Origin of the sequence: Peribacillus folii (genome assembly GCF_030271255.1) — a bacterium.
Lineage (GTDB): Bacteria > Bacillota > Bacilli > Bacillales > DSM-1321 > Peribacillus.
The window spans coordinates 49723-68976 of sequence record NZ_JASJOM010000002.1 but is presented as its reverse complement, the minus strand read 5'-3'; the positions used below and the strand labels follow the sequence as shown (position 1 = coordinate 68976).

The 19254-nt window shown below is 42.1% G+C and carries 16 protein-coding genes and 1 pseudogene; 4 read left to right on the top strand and 13 right to left on the bottom strand.

Annotation, left to right across the window (positions count from 1 at the left end; all coding sequences use genetic code 11):
- The first annotated feature begins 322 nt into the window (after positions 1 to 322).
- On the top strand, positions 323 to 517 hold the full coding sequence (locus QNI08_RS02960; protein WP_034307294.1) for a cold-shock protein: 195 nt from the start codon (positions 323 to 325) through the stop codon (positions 515 to 517).
- Positions 518 to 613: 96 nt separating this feature from the next.
- Here the strand turns inward: QNI08_RS02960 and QNI08_RS02955 are convergent, their stop codons facing one another.
- Positions 614 to 1486 (bottom strand): YitT family protein, encoded by an 873-nt coding sequence (locus QNI08_RS02955; protein WP_483313741.1) that lies wholly within the window; start codon positions 1484 to 1486, stop codon positions 614 to 616.
- A 398-nt stretch (positions 1487 to 1884) separates the two neighbouring features.
- On the opposite strand from QNI08_RS02955, the gene QNI08_RS02950 reads away from it, so the two are divergent.
- Together QNI08_RS02950 and QNI08_RS02945 are read left to right on the top strand one after the other, a co-directional pair.
- The gene (locus QNI08_RS02950) at positions 1885 to 4080 is read left to right on the top strand and encodes a PAS domain S-box protein (protein WP_285765946.1); all 2196 of its coding nucleotides are present in this window, start codon (positions 1885 to 1887) and stop codon (positions 4078 to 4080) included.
- Between the two features lie 17 nt (positions 4081 to 4097).
- A pseudogene (locus QNI08_RS02945) lies at positions 4098 to 5228 on the top strand (MFS transporter).
- Positions 5229 to 7246: 2018 nt separating this feature from the next.
- On the opposite strand, the gene QNI08_RS02940 reads toward QNI08_RS02945, so the two are convergent.
- From QNI08_RS02940 to cdaS, 11 genes are all read right to left on the bottom strand, one after another.
- Positions 7247 to 7846: a hypothetical protein gene (locus QNI08_RS02940; protein WP_285765945.1), complete on the bottom strand. Its 600-nt coding sequence runs from the start codon at positions 7844 to 7846 to the stop codon at positions 7247 to 7249.
- Positions 7847 to 7921: 75 nt separating this feature from the next.
- Entirely contained in the window at positions 7922 to 8350 is a 429-nt protein-coding gene (locus QNI08_RS02935; RefSeq protein WP_285765944.1) for an NAD(P)H-dependent flavin oxidoreductase, read from the bottom strand.
- On the bottom strand, positions 8332 to 8634 hold the full coding sequence (locus tag QNI08_RS02930) for a nitronate monooxygenase (RefSeq protein ID WP_285766321.1): 303 nt from the start codon (positions 8632 to 8634) through the stop codon (positions 8332 to 8334). Before QNI08_RS02930 ends, QNI08_RS02935 begins: the two co-directional genes overlap by 19 nt.
- 70 nt (positions 8635 to 8704) lie before the next feature.
- The gene (locus QNI08_RS22475; RefSeq protein WP_352231191.1) at positions 8705 to 8830 is read right to left on the bottom strand and encodes a nitronate monooxygenase; all 126 of its coding nucleotides are present in this window, start codon (positions 8828 to 8830) and stop codon (positions 8705 to 8707) included.
- 358 nt (positions 8831 to 9188) lie between these two features.
- Complete coding sequence (locus QNI08_RS02925) at positions 9189 to 11174, bottom strand: acetoacetate--CoA ligase (RefSeq protein ID WP_285765943.1); 1986 nt, start codon at positions 11172 to 11174, stop codon at positions 9189 to 9191.
- Positions 11175 to 11282: 108 nt separating this feature from the next.
- The gene (locus QNI08_RS02920) at positions 11283 to 12551 is read right to left on the bottom strand and encodes a sensor histidine kinase (protein ID WP_285765942.1); all 1269 of its coding nucleotides are present in this window, start codon (positions 12549 to 12551) and stop codon (positions 11283 to 11285) included.
- Positions 12552 to 12760: 209 nt separating this feature from the next.
- Positions 12761 to 13903 carry an acyl-CoA dehydrogenase family protein gene (locus tag QNI08_RS02915; RefSeq protein ID WP_285765941.1) on the bottom strand — a complete coding sequence of 381 codons (1143 nt, stop codon included), beginning with the start codon at positions 13901 to 13903 and terminating at the stop codon, positions 12761 to 12763.
- Between the two features lie 104 nt (positions 13904 to 14007).
- Entirely contained in the window at positions 14008 to 15258 is a 1251-nt protein-coding gene (locus tag QNI08_RS02910; protein WP_285765940.1) for a GTPase, read from the bottom strand.
- 111 nt (positions 15259 to 15369) lie between these two features.
- Positions 15370 to 16122: a PadR family transcriptional regulator gene (locus tag QNI08_RS02905; protein ID WP_285765939.1), complete on the bottom strand. Its 753-nt coding sequence runs from the start codon at positions 16120 to 16122 to the stop codon at positions 15370 to 15372.
- 391 nt (positions 16123 to 16513) lie between these two features.
- Complete coding sequence (gene map, locus QNI08_RS02900) at positions 16514 to 17260, bottom strand: type I methionyl aminopeptidase (RefSeq protein ID WP_285765938.1); 747 nt, start codon at positions 17258 to 17260, stop codon at positions 16514 to 16516.
- A 168-nt stretch (positions 17261 to 17428) separates the two neighbouring features.
- A complete protein-coding gene (gene cdaS / locus QNI08_RS02895) occupies positions 17429 to 18049 on the bottom strand; it encodes a sporulation-specific diadenylate cyclase CdaS (protein WP_285765937.1) in 621 nt (206 codons plus the stop codon).
- A 240-nt stretch (positions 18050 to 18289) separates the two neighbouring features.
- On the opposite strand from cdaS, the gene QNI08_RS02890 reads away from it, so the two are divergent.
- Positions 18290 to 18610 (top strand): 2Fe-2S iron-sulfur cluster-binding protein, encoded by a 321-nt coding sequence (locus QNI08_RS02890; protein WP_285765936.1) that lies wholly within the window; start codon positions 18290 to 18292, stop codon positions 18608 to 18610.
- Between the two features lie 70 nt (positions 18611 to 18680).
- Here QNI08_RS02890 and QNI08_RS02885 read toward each other — a convergent pair whose 3' ends face one another.
- On the bottom strand, positions 18681 to 19058 hold the full coding sequence (locus QNI08_RS02885; RefSeq protein ID WP_285765935.1) for a VOC family protein: 378 nt from the start codon (positions 19056 to 19058) through the stop codon (positions 18681 to 18683).
- Positions 19059 to 19254 lie beyond the last annotated feature (196 nt).

Here is a 19254-nt window from a genome sequence, read left to right as displayed (position 1 = left end):
ATACGGCAGGAAGAACCATATGGAATGGATTCTTACAAGGCACAGTCCCGGTTACCCCTAGGGCATCCAGGACTGTGCCTTACATGTACCTACAATAGAAATTATTAATCACCGAATCATTTCTTCTTTACAATCTTTACTTAATTATTAACTGCATATGTATGATATAATGATAATTGAGGTATTAAATTCATGCTCTTGAGTTAGCATGAGTATCACTCACACAATTATTTAGATTATTCGCCATCTATTCTTCTTTTATCTTTATGGCTTGGGTGTTTTATGCAGGACAGAGACAATACAATTCTAAGGAGTGAGATATATGTATAGAAGAAATAATACGGAAGAAATCATTCCTGAAGAAACTAAGGTATGGGAATGTACATCAGAAGATTGCAAAGGTTGGATCCGCGATAACTTTACAAGTAATGATGAACATGTTTGTCCGCTATGCAGCAGCGAGATGAAACCCGGAACTAGAATGCTTCAAGCAATCAACAATCCAAGAAATTATTAAGTTTCTGCATAAAAAAAGCTGAAGGGATTTCCCTTCAGCTTTTTTTATCTTTTTGCCTAGAATCCTGGAAAAAAGCAGGAAGGATAAATGAAAAGTTCAATGAATATCCTTTTTCTTGAACCTCCCCCCACGAACTTCCGCAATGTCACCCACGGCAAGGAAGGCAGACGGGTCGAAACTTTTCACGATATCTTTAAGCTTAGCTTCCTCAAGCCTGTTGATTACACAAAAGATGACTTTTTTATCATCCCCGGAATAAGCGCCTTCACCAGCCAAAAAGGTTACGCCCCTTCCAAGGCGGTGCATGATTGCGTCTCCAATATCACCGAACTCATCACTGATGATCCATACGAATTTGGATTCATCCAAACCAGCGATAACGATATCCATCGTTTTATAGGCTACGAAATACGCAATGATCGAGTACATGGCGCGATCCCAAGAGAAAACGAAACCAGCGCTGCCAAGGATGAATACATTGAAGAACATGACAATCTCTCCAACGGAAAAAGGGAGCTTTTTGCTGGCGAGGATGGCCAGTATTTCCGTACCATCCAATGAACCGCCATATCGAATCACCATTCCGACACCGATGCCGAGAATCATTCCGCCAAATGCGGATGCTAGGAGGATATCCTGTGTGAAAGCTGGTACGTGATGAAGCAATGTAGTAGTGATGGAAAGGACTAAAATTCCATACAGGGTAGATAATGCGAAGGTTTTTCCAATTTGTTTATACCCGATAAAAAAGAAAGGGAGATTCAAGATGAATAGGAAGATACCAAGCTTCCAACCAGTTATGTAGGATAACATAATTGAGATCCCTGTTATTCCCCCATCAATAACATTATTCGGTACTAAAAAAATCTCGAGGCCGACAGCCATCAAAACGGCTCCGATGGTAATTAAAAGACCCCTCTGTAAAATTTGCCTAAGCGTCAATTTTTTGTGCTGGGTCTTTTTTTGCATAATTTCTGCTGTACTTGCTCCTGCCAGGTCTGACATAATCATGCCTCTCACTCCTTCTCTCTATATGTCTCATTCAATTATAAACCTATCGGGATAATTAAATAAAGAATTTAACATTCATATTTAATATATATTCTGTTTAATTATTGTGGTCATCAAAGATGCACCGCATTGAATAAAGCTTGATTGGACGGTGTCAGGCTTTGTCCCTTTTCTAGTTTACTCTATACAAAAGAATAGTATTTCTAATTTTTTTGTTTTTATGAAAGAAACCCTTCATTTCTGCAGAATTGGTTTGGGTGGGGGATCATGGGAGAAAGGAAATAAAAACCTTTGAGTCATCGCGATTTTCCATTACAATATAGGAGAATAGAACGGTAGAGGTGATCATTTCAATAATGGAACAATCAATCGTAGCATTAAATCCCATCCTGTTTATGATTGCAGTACTTTTAATCATGATGGCCAGTTTTACCGCGCTGGATTTATTGACAACATTCCTGTCGGTCGAGAAGTATAAACGCCTTTTGTACATAGGAAGCAGCTGTTCAATGGGAGTGGCGGTCTGGTCACTCAATTTAGTGGTCATGTTTACACTTGATAATTCGGGAGTCGCATCATACAACTTTTCTACAATAATTTTTTCATTGCTTTTAGCGATTGCGCTAGCTGCGGTGGGGCTTTTGGCCATTTCTTATAAAACAGAAATGTTGCAAATCATTTTTTGCAGTTTCATGCTAACGATGGCGTTATTATCCAATTATATGATGTGCATTTTGCCCATCAACCACTCCATGAAATATAACCCGTATTTGCTTGTCAGCACGCTGCTCATCATTTTTATTATATTTGCAACAGCATTGTTTGTCTTATTTTACTTTAAAAAGGCCAGTCAATCATCATTAAAGCCGCTCAGCACATTGATGATGGGCGGGGCCATCATTGAAGGGTACTATCTTTTGTTGAGAGTGATACCGATTAACGGTAAAAACGCACAGGAGGATGTTGTTCAGCTCAACCCCTCTATGCTCTACTTAGTGTGCCTAGTCTCTTTCTTCATACTTGCGAGCTTGATTGGTTCGAGTACGATCGTAGGTCGGCGTTTGGCAAAAAGTGATAATACGGTAATAGATATCAGGTATGCGTTAGATCAATCTGCCATCGTCGCCATCACGGATGCGAAAGGGATCATTACCTATGTGAACGAAAAATTCTTGGAAATATCGCAATATGAAGCACAGGAACTTATCGGCAAGAATCATTCCATCATTAACTCTGGCCATCATACAATAGATTTTTTCGAAAATCTTTGGGCCACTATCGTCAGAGGGCAGACGTGGAATGGCGAAATCTGCAATCGAGCTAAAGCAGGTGATACCTATTGGGTGGATACCACCATCGTTCCTTTTATTAAAAAGGGTAAACCGTATCAATATATTTCAATCGGTTCAAATATTTCACGTCGGAAAAAGGCGGAAAATGATTTGATGGAATCCATCCAGGAACTGGAAGATTTGAATTACGCCATCAATCAATCGTCAATTGTTGCCATTACGGATGCAAATGGTGTCATTATAGATGTGAATGATAAGTTTTCGGAGATTTCCGGGTATCAAAGAAATGAATTGATCGGCAAGACTCATCGGTTGGTTAATTCGGGACACCACTCAAAGGAGTTCTTCGATGAGATGTGGCAAACCATCCATGATCGAAAGGTTTGGAAGGGGGAAATCAGGAACAAGGCAAAAGATGGCAGCTACTATTGGGTGGATACCACCATTATTCCGTTTTTCGGGGGGGATGGAAAGGCTTTTCAATTTTTATCCATTCGGTATGATATTACAGAGCGTAAACGAACGGAAGAAATGCTTCATCGGCAGGATAAATTGGCTGCGGTCGGGCAGCTGGCGGCTGGTGTTGCCCATGAGATCAGGAATCCGCTCACTTCCATGAGAGGGTATACGGAATTTCTTCAATTGGACGAAACGGATCAAAGCAGGCTGGAATATTTGGAGATCATTCTCGATGAAATCCATCGTGTCAATGAGATCGTTGAAGAATTCCTGCAATTGGCCAAACCTCAGTCTTTGAACTTGGAAACGAAAAACATCATTACCATCATTCGAACTGTTATATCACTGACAGAGTTTGATGCTAGGAAGAAGAACGTGAGACTTGAATTGATTTGCATTCATGAAGAAATTCTCATTAGTTGTGACGAGAATCGAATTAAACAAGTGCTCCTCAATTTCATTAAAAATGGGCTGGAAGCGATGCCGAGTGGCGGAGTCATTAAAGTCATGGTTGAACGTAAAGAGGATAATGTGCAAATTTCGATAATCGATACAGGGATGGGAATGTCCCCGGAGCAGCTAAGCAGACTGGGTGAACCGTTTTTTACGACAAAAAAATCGGGGAATGGCTTAGGCTTGATGATCAGCTTCAAAATAATCGAAAACCATCTGGGAAAAGTTTTTGTTGAAAGCGGGCTTAACAAAGGTACGGTCTTTAAAATCGTCCTTCCCGTAAAGTGCGGAAGGGCCTTATCTCATGAGAAGCATGGAAAAAGAGCCATGAATTTGGAGAAGGCATAAGTTGTTTTGGGAAGAAGATGACTGCATGGGGGAAACGGAAATTGGAAAAGCGAATGAAAGCTAATATTATAAGTTTGAAGTTATTTTACCTATTTTCTTTTTTTGCTGTTGGAAGCTTAACGCCTCTGTTAAGCGTTTATTTAGCCAACGAAGCCGGCTTGACCGGAATTGAAATAGGCTCGATCATGTCAGTAGGGCCAATCGTGATGATCATATTTTAGCCCATTTGGGGAATTGTTTGTGATTGGAGCGGAAAGCCAGCAAAAATACTGGCCATGACTTCGTTCCTTGCCGGTGCATTTGGGTTAGGGTATTTGCTGTTTGACCCCTACCTGCTTATAGTGGCTGTTGCAATTGTACTGGCTGTTTTTCAAAGCGCCATCATTCCGGTCTCGGATAGCATCACGCTTCAATATACGACAAGAATTAAATCGAATTATGGTAAGGTCCGTCTATTTGGTTCACTTGGTTTTGGTGTGGCCGTTTTTATGATGGGTAAGCTATCTGAATCGTTCATCGGACCATCCATCATTTTTTATGCCTTTTTCTTTGGTCTATTGGTTGCGGCCCTTTTAGCACTCCGGTTGCCCGAGGAGCCGCCAAGAGGTAAGGTAAAGGTTTTCAACGGAATGAAAGAATTGTTCACCATGAAACGATTCCTCATCTTCCTTGCCATCACCTTCCTGATCTTTGGTCCTAATCTGGCAAATAACGTATATTATGGTTTGTTCGTAGAGGCGAGGGGCGGTACATATACAGGAATCGGAATCGCTTTCCTCCTAGCAGTATTGTCAGAAATCCCGTTTATGAGAATGGCCGGGAGCTGGATTCATAGGATCGGGTTGCTGCCCATTACGTTATTGGCAGGGGCAGCATCGTTGATTCGCTGGGTCCTCTATTTTTCCGAACCGAGTTTGGCAACAGTTTACGTGACTTCGGTCATCCAAGGTTTTTCACTCGGCTTATTCATTCCCGCGGCTTTACAGTATATCCGCAAAGTTGTTCCTGCGCATATAACGGTTACGGCCATTACACTTTATTCCGCGATTGGCAATGGTTTGGGGAACTGGTTCAGCACCTTTTGCGGCGGAATCATCCTTGATAATTCGGGAATAAAGAGCCCTTCAAAAGAAAAAAACTGGAATTGACTTTTCCGCTTTTTGACAGAAACACACTAAAGCCCATCATCAATGAACTAAAAAAACACAAGGGACTCGTGCTCGTGGATGTCAAAGCCAAGGACGGTACAGAGGTTAAGGTCAAACTATGAATTATAAAGGAACATACCGAAAATGGTAAAAATAAGTATGGTTGTTCACTCAGCAATAAAGCTAAATGGTTGAGTGAACAGCTTTTTTGTCGTTGAGCGGGTTGAACCCCAGACTTTTCGGCTGATCTATTTATATGTTAGGAAGGAATATCGGAGCGGTTCATTTGGACAGAGAGCTTCAGTTGTGCCATATGACAATACTGATTCTTTGGAGGCAGACTGAAAAGTCAAGATTTATTTGATTTTCATGATTAAATGATCTTAAGCACCACATGAGGCTTTTAAGTTGAATTAACAAAATGATGATTGGGATGAGACCGATAAGGCAAAAACAGCAAACACTGGACGGTGTGAGTTTACATAGGTTGCTAAAAATAAAGCCGTCGGAGCAGCAATGAATGCAGTTATCGGCTAAAAATCAGATCAATTAAAAATTAGTTAGATAGAAGCTCAGTTAATCAAAGGGGGAATTGGAGATTTGAATGAACTACCACTAATTTTTATTCTAGTTTACATAATATATATTATAGGAAGTTAGAATTCGATCTTTAAATTTATCTCATATCTTAAGAATACTTAACTTAATGAGACGGAATGTCGATTTTGATTGGACTGAACCAATCGTTCACTTTAATCAAATTAATTTATCATGGGATAAATTTTGAGCTTGACTAAGTAATATAATGTATTTCATAACATCCTTATTTTCAATTCAATGCTTGACTGACAATTGAACTTCATTAAAAAAAGAAAAAGCAAATTATTATGCTCAATACTACTTACATGCCTTTTTTCTTGTAAATCGATAAATTATCAATTAATTCCAGATAACGATATGATTGGTGTTATTAATTCTATTCCATCGTACTAATATCGTACTAATATACGGTTTAGATACCTAGCCATTTCGCTCTACCAAAAAACGAAAGCCCCTTCTCTTTCTCCTTTTTTATCCATTTTATTCACACCCCTTTGACCAATCGTATATTTGCTGTACTCACTCTCCTTTGCGAGCCCAGCGTTTATTCAGGGAATCCGTATATATCTTCGTTTGTTTCATATAGCGATAACGTTCCGAAATGCGCAACCGCTCATTTACAATCATGGCAAGGGGTCCATCCAAACTTTTCTTCCTATCTGAATGCACCCATAAGTTGGAACTATTAACATGCTTTTATTGCTGCAAAAATTCCGCAATTAGTCCACATTTACTATAGTAATATATAAAAATAATGACAAAATGACAAAAATCACGGGTTATCACTTTAATAAAGATATATAAATATAACAAATTAAAAAATTCATTTATGTGCAATTTCAATCTGCCGCTTTCCTGTCAAACATATATACCGATACGTTTACGGCAACGAATTCTCCGCTTGTAACATCATTTCCGTTGCCGTCTATTTACAGAATCCATTTTCACTTGTATGAATTGCGATATAAAGAATTTCACGAGCTATAGCTCCAAATCATCATTAAAAAGCTTATACTTCTGAATCAGGTTAATGAATGTCATTTTTTTAAGAATGATTGGATTTCTCATAATGCTATACCGGCACACTCACATAAATGGTCTACAACCTCTTTATATGACTTGAAAATTCCCATGAAGTTCACTCATGTCTCGTAACGAAGCATAAAATTGAAGGCCTCCATTTAATACACGAAATCAGTTTTGTCATCGTAATTCAGACTTTTCAAGAAACCAATGTTTAAATTATCTTTAGAAGAAGACGCGTAAACATATACAGATTGTTCGGGATTAAACAAATCAAGCTTAACGTTTCCCATTATGGAAATATTGGACATATTAGTCCATTAAAAAAGGCTGGGAATATACCAGCCATAGTCCAACTTTAGATAAGGTTTTTAGTAAGTTGATAGATCAAGTGTTTAGCCATCCTGTTCCATTGAATCTCTGTAATGTACCGCAGAAAGTAATTTTAACCCTCTCAAGTGTTTTATTTGTTCATTTACTATTTCCATCGCTTCATTTTTGTTTCCTTCTATAACGTATTCCTCTGCCTTAAGCCACGAGAGATGTACGGTATCCTTGATTTGTTTTTTATAAAAGTAATAGGCGTTTTGGTTGCCCTCATGAAGGGCAATGACAGCACCGTAATAAAATTTGAATTCATTGTCCTTCATTTTTGCTAAAAGTTCTTTTGCTTCTTTGTACTTTTCTTGTTTGGTAAGAAGCATGACGGTTGCATGATTTTTACTTATTTTCTGTTTGATGCGATTGCGTGTTTTTTCCGCTTCAGTTTCATTGCCGTAAAGGAGCTGGTAAACGAAATGAAAATTCGGTATTTTGGATTTTCTTAAGTAATGCTTGATTTTTTCTGCATTCTTCCCGAAAAGAACTTGATAGTAGTAAATCATGAAAAGGTAAACGAAAAAAACGAACAGCAAGATAAGCGACACCCATGATGGTGCCCCACTGACACCCATTAAAAATGCAGCTGAAAATAACATGATGAATGCCCAAATCATTTGATCCACCTCCTCCCTTGTTGAACCCGTGCATCTTTAATCCCCTTGATAATACGAAGCATCATGAACAGGGATTCAGGTACGGAATGATTCGAGGCGGGTTTGGATGAATGCCAATGAGCTTTTTACTTCACGGATGATTTGCTTTATTAGTTCATCGACGGTCAATACATCCTTAATCAGTCCAGCGGATTGTCCGCACGACCAGATACCTCCATCCAAATCTCCTTCAACGTATACTTTTTTGCTTCTATGACCCGTTATGAGCGGAATTAAGTCCTCCATCGCGGCTCCTTTATTTTCGAGCCTGTCCACTTCCTTACTGACAGCATTCCATGCTACCCTCGAGGGGCTTCCTATCCTTCTTTGGATGACGACCGTATCCAATTCATTGGCCGATACCAGCCAATCCTTGACATGATCATGAATCGGAGCCTCTTTCGTGGCCATGAAAGAGGCTCCCCTCACCACCCAGTGATAATGCACTAACAAGGCTTCTGCCATCTGAAAAGCCCCCGCCCGCTATAACGGGGTATGGAAACGGAATCCACGGCCCTTGGCAGCATCACAAGCGTTCCTACATCCCCCATGCCTGGATGCCCGCTTGTTTCATTACGTACGATAATGACGGCATCGACCCCCATTTTCTCTGCCGAAATCGCGTTTTTGACACTTGCTGCTTTATGGATGACGGTAAAGCTGTGCTCTTTAAGCATAGACATTAAACCTTCTGGGCTCCTGCCGCTCGTTTCGACAATTTTCACACCTTCGTCCACTAATATAGCAATGAAGTCAGCGTTTGGTGTCGCTGTTTGACTTGGAAATAAATTGAGGTTTACGGCGGAAGGGCTTCGTCGTCTATTTCACTTTCCGTATTTCGTCACGAAATCGTTCGGGTGTCTCCTGTGTTTTTGACGTTATGATACCTAGGCCGCCTGCTTTGGAAACAGCAGCTGCAAGCGGCGCCCGGCCTACTTGGAACATTTTTCCCCGCAGATGATCGGATATTCGATCCCTAACATTTCAGTCATTCGTGTTCAATTGTCCTTCCCCTTTCCATGTTTGGATTATTCAGCAATCCCCAAGCGTCCTCCGTCTTTCTAAAATTTTGCATCTGTGCTTTTTTAAGCATTGACCTTCCGCCTGGAACTGCGCCCATACCTTCATTGAGTGTTTGCCTGTACGGGTAAAACGAAATATCGTGAAGGAATTTACTGGAATGATTATCGAAGTCCACTTCAGTATAATGATTTGTGCATTCGCTTACAACAGGTTGAGGAGAGGGTAAAAAACTGAATATGTATACACAAAAAGGCGGAGCCCTGTGCCCCGCCATGACTTTTCAGAATATTTTCTTCTCGTTTAACTCCCTGGCTAACTCCTTGAAATATTGCAGCGATTCAGGGTTGCCCATCGAGTCTGCATTCACCACTTTATCAAACTCGAAACCTAACAACACTTTACGGATCGGGACTTCCATTTTCTTTCCGTTCAGCGTTTTCGGGATTTGTTCAACAGCATGGATTTGGTCTGGGACAAAGCGCGGCGACAATTGACCTCTGATTTGCTCGTTGATTTTCGCTGACAAGGTTGAATCAAGGTTGCAGCCAGGCTTAAGGACGATGAAAAGCAGCAAAGAAGAAGCGCGGCCAAGCACCTCCCGATCGATGACAAGGCTTTCCATCACCTCGTCTATCGCTTCCACGACCCGGTAAATATCGCTAGTGCCCATCCTGACGCCGGAACGATTGATTGTCGAGTCCGAACGACCATAGATGATGCAGCTGCCCTTGTTATCGATTTTGATCCAATCGCCATGTTTCCAGATGCCCGGATACGTATCGAAATAACTTTCGGAATATCTTGTACCCTTTGGATCATTCCAGAAATATAACGGCATCGATGGCATCGGCTTGGTTACCACTAACTCGCCGACTTCATTGATCAATGATTGCCCCTTTTCGTCAAAAGCTTCGACATGAACTCCCAAAGCCCTGCCTTGTATTTCGCCGACTCTTACCGGTAATATCGGAACGCCGCCGACGAACCCGGCGCAAACATCGGTCCCGCCACTCGATGAACTGAGCCAGATATCCTTCTTGACATGCTCATACACCCATTTGTAACCGTCACCCGTCAAAGGTGCTCCAGTGGAAAAAAGAGCCTTCAATTTAGATAGATCATATTTCCCCATCGGCTTGATGCCCAATTTCATCGAATTAGTAAGAAATGGGGCGCTCGTCCCAAAGAAGGTCATGCCGGTGTCTTCAGCCAGCTCCCAAAGAACTTCCGGATTCGGAAAGGTGGGACTCCCGTCGTAAAGGACGATCGTCGCTTCATTAAGCAAACCGCCCATCAGGAGATTCCACATCATCCAGCCTGTCGTCGTGAACCAAAATGCTGTATCCTCCGAGGTCATCCCTTGATGCAGTTTAGTTGATTTGAAGTGTTCCAATACTATGCCGCCATGACCTTGGACAATCGGCTTGGGCATTCCAGTGGTACCTGATGAATAGAGAATCCAAAGCGGGTGATCGAATGGGACACTTTCAAATGATAATTCAGCTGCTTCCTGTAAAAGATCACCCCATGGAAGGGCATCTGCTGTTTTTCTTTCCACATCCTTTTCTATGTAAGGTACCAATACAGTATGCTTGACAGTGACCAACTCTTTTTTTAGCTGGGACACGATATCTGTTTTATCATATACTTTTCCATTGTACTGATATCCATCAACTGCCAGTAACAAAACCGGCTCGATCTGTTTGAAGCGATCGATGACACTTCTGGCGCCAAAGTCAGGTGAACAGCTCGACCAGATCGCACCGATGCTTGCCGTAGCCAGGAATGCAATGACCGTCTCGGGTATATTCGGCATATAAGCCACTACCCGATCACCTGATTTCACCCCCAGTTTCCTTAATGAATGGGCGACGGAAGCTACTTGATCTTTTAGTTCTTTCCAGCTGATCTGTTTCTGCAAGATGTGCTCGGAACGAAAAAAGATGGCCGTTTTCTCATCTTGATCATTCATTAATGCATTCGCGGCATAATTAAGCCGCGAACCCTCGAACCACTTCGCCCCAGGCATGGAATGCCCTGTCAAAACCGCCTGGTATTTCCGGTCCGCCTTGACATGGCAGTAATCCCAAATCGTAGCCCAAAACTCTTCCAATTCATCGACCGACCATTTCCATAATTCATGATAAGCTTGAAATGATAAACCTTTCTGTTCCTGTAACCATTTCATATAGTGAGTCAATACCGTTTGCTCGATTTGTTCGATAGTCGGTTCCCAAATGATTTCTCCATCCGTAAGCGATTTCATTCGATCATCTCCCTTAGGCATCAAATGCTTGATAGAATCATTTCACAAAAATTGGTAGTTTGAATAAATTGTAATGTATCTCTATCAGCCCGTCAATTAACAAGGCTATTACATAGGTTCGTGGGCATGAATCGGAAGGTTAAGAGAGAAACAGGTCCCTTTCCCTTGTACGCTTGAAACATATATCGTGCCGTCCATGCCTTTGATGACACTGTATGAAACCATCATCCCCAGACCCGTGCCCGTGTTTTTTGTCGTGAAGTAAGGCTCACCCAAGCGATCTATTTGCTCTTGGGACATTCCTCTGCCATGATCTTGAATCTTGATTTGGATGGTGGCAGCCGCATGAAGGACATGGATGGAAAGTTCTCCTTCAGACATGGATTCAATCCCATTCTTGATGATATTGAATAGGCACTGCTGAAATTTTTTGCTTTCTCCCTCAATATAGTAAGCCTCATCGTCAAAAACGGATACTTTCAATTCTATTCCATTCTTGCTTGCCAATGGCCTGATGCTGTTCACGACATGAGTGATTTCAGCGGATGTGCGCAGCCGCTCCCTTTTTTCAGGACACATGGAAGCAAACGTCAAATAATCATTGATGACGTCCGTAGCTCGATCTAATTCCTGCAAGGCAATATTCGCATACTTCACCTTGGTTTGCGGCGGAACGTCTTCACATAACATTTGGAGATAGCCCCTGGTTACGGTAAGCGGGTTACGGACCTCATGGGAAATGCTGGCCGCCAGGTGGGCGACGATTTGCAATTTTTCCGCTTTCACTAACTTTTCAAGAACTTGGAAATTCGCCATGATGACCTCCCATAGGATGATGACGATGACGATGCCTATCACTTGAATGAAGAAATACTGCTTCCACAAACTTATCCCAATGGTCAAGTCAAAGATTTGGTTGGTAACATACTCTGTAAGAATATGGACAAGAAAGATTAATGCTACACCCATGACGATTTTTTTAGTGACTGATATTTTCAGATAATATTTTGATAGGAAAAACAAAAAAACGCCAATGAATGGGAAAGTGATGCAAGCTACATAAAACCCGCTTTCCCCGCCTGTTACATAACGGATGAGCAGGGTGATCACGATTAATATCATACCTAACCTGTAGCCGCCATATAGGCCGCCTAGAATGAAAGGGATCCATCGAAGATCCCAAACGAAATGCTTTTCCGTGACTACGGGGAATAACATACAGAGGACAAGTGAGAGAATCGGAAAAATGGCCAAGAACCATCCCTTTATCGCTTTCAAACGGTATACATATTTCACTAAATAGATGACGTGCGCCAAAAAGAGCGGAAAAAGAATAATCAAAAAGTTAATCAGCAAATCCTTTGTCATGAGATTCATTTTTACACCGGACTTTCAATATTTTTCGAAGATTTAGAAAGGTACATAAATCATAACAAGATAGAGTATGATAAGCTAGTAAAACTATCAGAATGGGAAGTGAAATCGAAATGAAACAAGGATCGCTGAGCTCTGATGGTCGGGTGAATGAACGAGAAAAAGCACTGATATGACCAAGTCATTCCAGTGCAGCAGAGCCTTTCATTTCCTTAATATAGAGCTGATTTTGCGAGCATGGTAAGGGTTGCATCATCCATGGGAGGATTATTGAGCCCAGCCCTGACATCCCTATAGTGGCGCTGCAAGGGATTCTGCCGTTGCAAGCTTTTGGCACCAACGACTCTCATGGCCTTATCGACGATGGAGAGTGCTTTGTTAGTGACGGATAATTTGACGGCACCCAACTGATTTGCTAATGCTTCGCGATTCTCGGGATAACGTTCCCATTTTTCTGCGACTGAGTAGAGGAAATGGTGCGCTTCACTCAACTCCAGCTCGATTTCCCCGATTGTTCTTTGGACATTGGGAAGCTCCCTTATGGGGCCTGGCAAGCTATTCGGAGAATATGTTTTCGCGAATTCAACCGCATAATTTCTGGCAGCACCTGCAATTCCCAAATAACAGGCTGGTATATGTAAGAGCCACGCTTCAGGTTTCCGTTTTTCACCTGGCCTGCTTTTTTGCACATAATACTTTTCAGGCAAGCTGACGTCCTTCAACACCAAGTCATGACTTCCTGTTCCCTGCATGGAAATCATATCCCACGTTTCTTCTATATCCACCCCCGCTAGATCGCGATGAACGAAAAACGTACCCAGCACTTCATCCTCGGGTACCCATGCTGTTACAAGAAATATGTCCAGGACAGGAGAAAGGGTCGTGAACGTCTTTCTGCCATTCAGAATCCATCGTTCCCCTTTTTTGATCGCTGTCGTCTCAGGGCGGCCTCCTCGGGTCGGGCTTCCCGTTCCGGTTTCTGACGCCGCTGTATTGACCAGAGCGCCGGCTGACACTTCTTGGAACAATTCATCCATAACTTTTTTTCCCCATGGCTTCTTCTCCATCAAGGACAGTACCGTTCCGACATGCCAGCCTATCCCTAAGGCGGTGGCGCCGCAGTGCTGAGCTATTTTTTCTTGGCAAAGAAGAAAATCATATAGTGTTCCGCCAAGGCCTCCGTACTCTTTGGCCAGCGTTAGTTTAGGATAGCCGAAAGCCTTTAGTTCATTAATGTTTTCAAACGGGAATCCATTTGTCACATCGATTGCTTCTGCACGATCGGCAAAGTTTCGTATCGCATCCTCTAACCTCTGTAGATATTCTTGTTGATTCCGTGATTGAAAGAAAAGCATGAAGAACACCCCTTCCATGATAAGCGATAGGCTCCAGAATAACCATTCACCACTAAATACCCTTTTATCATATCACTTTAGTGGAGATTCTGATTCAAATTTGCTTATTTAGATTCAATGTCCTCATTTTTGTATTGTTTGTTCGCGTTTTTGTACGCGTTCTTGGCCTGGTCGATGTCTTTATTTTCGATGAAGTAGGCAATCGCAGCATGACCGATGCCGTAGGTGACTCCGCCTGCGACCGCACCTGAAACGGCTAGGCCAGCTACCGGAATGAAGCGGACCGCTGCCCTGACACCTTCCCTGACGAGGAGGCCGATGCCGACATTGATTCCCAATGCAGCAATGAATTCACTTGCCGATTTAGTATTGATATCTTTATCGGCTATGAACCCAATGACAACAATCATCAAGCCTTGTATTCCAGTCAATATTGGAAAGTCGGCAAAAGGGATTGGTTCTGCTCCAATAATGCCGGCTATAGCCGTAAACGTCCCCACAATCGTTCGCGCAAATTTTTTCTTGACGATTTTACTCTGCATCGCCTTGGCAGTTTTCAGCTTCGCTTCACTGGGTAAGGCCTCGATTAAATAATCAGCAAGTAAATCAATGTTCCAACGCATATCATATTCGATATTCCCGTTTTCATCAAAATCAATATATGAACAGATGGGAATGATGTTCAAAAGCGGAATGTCACTTTCATCGAATCGCTTCGACATCAACGCCATGGCTTCATCGATATTCTGTTTTTTCTTGGGATTGGCATCAAATGGTGCTTGTTTATAATGAGGAGGGTCCAATTCATCGACTTGGGTGATCACACAGATGACCGGTACGTCATAATGGTGCTGCTCCTTGACGAGCTTACGCAGCTTATTCAGCTCCCGTAAATCCTCTTCTATCCGTGCGTCAGCCTCCTTCGCCTTGATCAAGAACAAAAATACATCCGGCTGTTCCTCCGTGACCGCCTTCATCAATTCTCCCAGCGGAGTTTCTTCTTCAAATTCCTCTGTTGGTGCTTCGCTTTCACCCAATCCCCGTGAGTCCAGCAGACGAATTTTTGGGTTGGCATCACTAGGATACCAAAGCCATTTGCCTTTACCCGTTCCTGATTTAACAGAACTGACATACTGCCGTTCCTGACCAAACATCGCATTGATCAATGAAGATTTTCCCGAGCCGCGCCTTCCGACAAGTGCAATGCGCGGCTCCCTTGCATCAACCGTCATCGTTTTAAGCTTTAAAAGCTGATCAAGCATCTTGTTCTTTTTGGAATCGGAAATGGGCAGTTTATCCACCTGGCCTTTTATGAAACTGAATATGCTGCCCATTTCCTCATGTTTTTCTACCATGCTCCATTCCCCCTGATAAGAGTTTTTTAGATTCTTTTACCCTTGCATGATTCAAGATAAGCATCTAATTTGAATCTTCCTGACAACGGTAAGGGGTGCGCTTTCGATTCTTCATGAACTTTCTCTTAAGAACATCACGACGCTTGCCATGTATTTTTGGATTTCCTGCACTTGATAGGCGGCCGAATCAGCAATTTGTTTATAATGATGCTGTCCCTCGTCCGTAATGCGCAAATAACGTTTTGTCCGTTTCTCACTTTCCCACCTTCCCACAAGAAGACCGTTCTCTTCCATTTCGTGAGATAAATCGTATAAATACCCATTTGATGCAATCCAGCCGAATTGGTTTTTGAGCAGTTCGCCAATTTCCCCCATATAAATCGGCTTCTTCGTGAAAGCCGCTTTTAAGGTAATGTACCGAACAAGATCCTTCACTGATATTATTTTCGAGAAGTACGACCGATATTCTTCAGGAAGTTCGTTCAGAACCGGGGGATTTTCACCTGATCCCCGCAAATCGAACATGAACCGGTCAATGACCTTTTTCACCTCCGAAAACCGGACAAGGAAATGCTCTTGATACCATGCATAAAGCTCTTTGCCTTTTTCGGTAATCTGATAATAATTTCTGCCCTTATGGGTGTAGAGTGATAAATGATTGGATTCTACAAGCATATTCGATATTTTACATAAATAGTCATAACTATGCACTTTCCCGGTAAACATATTTTTCAGGTCTTGATGAATTGCCCTTGGATAATTTGCCCTCAATTTCAAGGAATGGAGCAAAAAAATCGTTAAAAATTCCCGCTGGCTCAATCCGACCGATTCTACCGTTGCTGACGGTTTTTCTCCTTTTTTCACTGCCAAAACCCCCTTTAATCATTTCTTGTATCTCCCTTATTATCCTGTGCTGCCACATAATAGTAAAGTTTTTAATGCTTAACTGCCTGCATCGAATATTCATGCTTCGACACATGAAGGGACGTAGAGATTCTAAATATTCTGACGAGGATGCTTGTGAGATAATATGTTAATTTCATATAATGAAAATCATATTGATTTCTCATTCATAGTGCTATGACTTTAAAGACGCTGGTTTCATCTTTATCAATCATAGATACTCTTTCTTCCAATGATAGTCGTCACTCTGTTCCGGTCCATGGCATTATTATTTAAGTCGGGACTGCGGTGACAATTCAAGCAAAAAAAAAAGACGGACCGAAACACTTCTGTTCGGGTCCGTCGTTTTTACTTACTGTTCAGTTAAGATGATTGGCTCTTCTTTTGTGATGACGAGTGTATGTTCATATTGGGCGGATAGCTTTCCATCTGCCGTTCTTGCCGTCCAGCCGTCTTGGTCCATTTTCATATGCCAAGTGCCGGCATTCAGCATAGGCTCGATCGTGATGACCATGCCTTCTTTCAATCGAGCGCCCTTACCCGGTTTCCCATAGTGCAGGACGGTTGGGTCTTCATGCATCGTTTTCCCGATTCCGTGCCCTGTGAAGTCGCGGACAACGGAAAACTTTTCACCCTCTGCATAGGATTGGATGGCATGCCCGATATCTCCTAGGCGATTTCCTGCCCGGGCAACTTCTATCCCTCTATATAATGCATTCTTGGTTACATCCATCAAGCGCTGTGCCTCTTCCGATACCTGACCGACAGCATAGGTCCAAGCGGAATCCGCCAACCCTCCATTAAGGTTCACGACCATGTCAATCGTTACGATGTCTCCCTCTTTCAAGGCTTTCTTTTGCGGGAAGCCGTGGCAAATTACATCATTCACAGATGCGCATGTTGCGTACTTATATCCATTATAGCCTTTTTGCTCCGGCGTCGCGCCGTGCTCTGCAAGGAATTTGTCGACAAATTCCTCGATTTCCCAAGTTGTGATCCCCGGTTTGATCATGTTAGCGATTTCTCTATGCGTCGCAGCAAGAAGTTTTCCCGCTTCATGCATTAATTGTATTTCTCGTTCACTTTTAATAGTTATCATGTAAAAAGCCTCTTTCGTTTTATAACTTATCTGATTGAATCTCCTCATTTATCATATGCCTTTTTTTATATAAAAAGCAACCAAAAACCCGGTAAAAAATGACCGGGTCAATAAATACGCTATGAATGACTCGGTGTAAAACTGAGTGTATGATGAACCAGGGGATTTTTAATGGGGCCCATGATTATTGATGGGATATAGATTCCCATTTAATGCAAAGGAAACCCGGCCCGTTTCCTCGGATACAACCAACACAAGGGCATCACTTCGCTCAGTCAATCCTAGTGCCGCCCTATGACGTGTTCCCAGTTTTTTGCTTCCAGAGGATCTTGCCGAGAGCGGAAGAACATTTGCCGCTGAAGCGATGAGGTTATGGCTCACCAGCACGGCACCATCATGAAGCGGGTTTCCAGGAAAAAAAATCGACTCCAATAAAGCGTGGGTCAATTCTGCTCCTACGGAAATACCCGGTTGAATGAAGGGTTCCAGTGAATCCTGCCGTTCGATCACAATCAATCCACCATGTCTGCGGTCGGATAAATTTTGTACACATTGCGTTAATTCCGGATATTTGTCCGTAAAGGGAGATAAATAGCAATTTAAATAAAAAGTCGCAGCTTTCATATCTATGGAAGCAAACCTTTCCTTGATTTTTTCAAAATTCCCAAGCAGACATTCATTTTCATTACCCATGGCCTCCAGGTTCTGCTCTAATGCCGCTATTACTTGGCGAATATCCTCTTTCAACATTTGTTTCATAGGTGAAAAATCGCAATTTCCATTCTTCACAGCTACGCCTCCCTTCCACTTCACAATGTAATTGCTAGTAGTATGTGATTATTGTTTGTCTTCAAGCTGCCGATTTATTCATCCAATGAGACGATGCCTGGCACATGGGATACTCCTAGCCTTCTTTTCATCATCCTTCAGCATGAACACCACATTTTTTTCAGAGGATACGGGAACAATAAGTAGTGATATCGGCAAGGTCGTTTGGTGGAAATCTGATAAAGTTAGGTGGAATTTAAATTGCCTTATGTAACGGTTTATGACTGGGGGACGTTTGAAGTCGAAATGGGTAAGAAGTTGGTCTTGGCACTCGAAGATAACGGGGTACATATTCTTCATCGATGTGGCGGAAAAGCAAAGTGCACGACATGCAGGGTAGAGATACTGGCGGGTGATTTTGCCGAAGTGACGAAGGAAGAAAAAAAATCCTTTGAGGAAAAGGGTATCGAAGACCAGCTCCGGTTATCGTGTCAATTATACGTGAATGGAGACATCGCCATCCGACCGATCATGACAGTCGAAAGCTCAGGGCTTGCCCCTGGACCAACGCCTGCAGATTGAAACCGATAATTTTGTCTATCAAAACGACTAAAAAGGGAGCTTTTAGTCGTTTTGAAGATTCATTTTTGAATCAGTTTCTTTCCATGACGGCAAAGTAATTATCTTCGTTGTCGGCAAAATTGAATACTTTTCCTGTAGGCATCGTAACCATATCCCCGACTTTAATATTTTTATTCAAAAATTCTTTATACAAGGCTTCAAGGTCATCCGAAAAAAACATTAACGAAGGAGTGTGAAGGGTCAATTCGGGCTGCATCTTAGCGATCAATTCCTTATTGTGCAGGATGATGCTCGTTTGCGCTTCTCTCGTCGGTGCCAATTCAATCCATCTTAGATGTCCATTATCCTCATCTGAGACTACGTTGAAGCCCACTTTTTCCGTCCAGAATTTCCTGCACTCATCCTGGTCATTAACATATAGCATAATTTGGCCTACTTTATCGATCATGTGCACCGCTCCATTTCCTACGTTTTGTTAGTTGCAGCATTCTTAAGCGTTTGAATGATCTACCCCCTTCATGATTATACCAAATATTAGGACCATTATCTGCAAATAACTTTATCACTAAATAAATTTCAGTAGATTATATAATAACTATTTTTTGTATGGTGGAATTTGCAGGATATTTCGATTAAGCACAGAA

Bases quoted from the DNA above. Each gene is read 5' to 3' on its own strand.
- QNI08_RS02915 (WP_285765941.1), bottom strand. From the start codon at position 13,903: ATGCTTTTCTTTCAATCACGGAATCAACAAGAATATCTACAGAGGTTA.
- QNI08_RS02960 (WP_034307294.1), top strand. From the start codon at position 323: ATGTATAGAAGAAATAATACGGAAGAAATCATTCCTGAAGAAACTAAG.
- QNI08_RS02935 (WP_285765944.1), bottom strand. From the start codon at position 8,350: ATGGCAGAAGCCTTGTTAGTGCATTATCACTGGGTGGTGAGGGGAGCC.
- QNI08_RS02885 (WP_285765935.1), bottom strand. From the start codon at position 19,058: ATGATCGATAAAGTAGGCCAAATTATGCTATATGTTAATGACCAGGAT.
- QNI08_RS02955 (WP_483313741.1), bottom strand. From the start codon at position 1,486: ATGCAAAAAAAGACCCAGCACAAAAAATTGACGCTTAGGCAAATTTTA.
- QNI08_RS02940 (WP_285765945.1), bottom strand. From the start codon at position 7,846: ATGATTTGGGCATTCATCATGTTATTTTCAGCTGCATTTTTAATGGGT.
- QNI08_RS02925 (WP_285765943.1), bottom strand. From the start codon at position 11,174: ATGAAATCGCTTACGGATGGAGAAATCATTTGGGAACCGACTATCGAA.
- map (WP_285765938.1), bottom strand. From the start codon at position 17,260: ATGATAACTATTAAAAGTGAACGAGAAATACAATTAATGCATGAAGCG.
- QNI08_RS02950 (WP_285765946.1), top strand. From the start codon at position 1,885: ATGGAACAATCAATCGTAGCATTAAATCCCATCCTGTTTATGATTGCA.
- QNI08_RS22475 (WP_352231191.1), bottom strand. From the start codon at position 8,830: ATGTTCCAAGTAGGCCGGGCGCCGCTTGCAGCTGCTGTTTCCAAAGCA.
- QNI08_RS02920 (WP_285765942.1), bottom strand. From the start codon at position 12,551: ATGAATCTCATGACAAAGGATTTGCTGATTAACTTTTTGATTATTCTT.
- QNI08_RS02910 (WP_285765940.1), bottom strand. From the start codon at position 15,258: ATGGTAGAAAAACATGAGGAAATGGGCAGCATATTCAGTTTCATAAAA.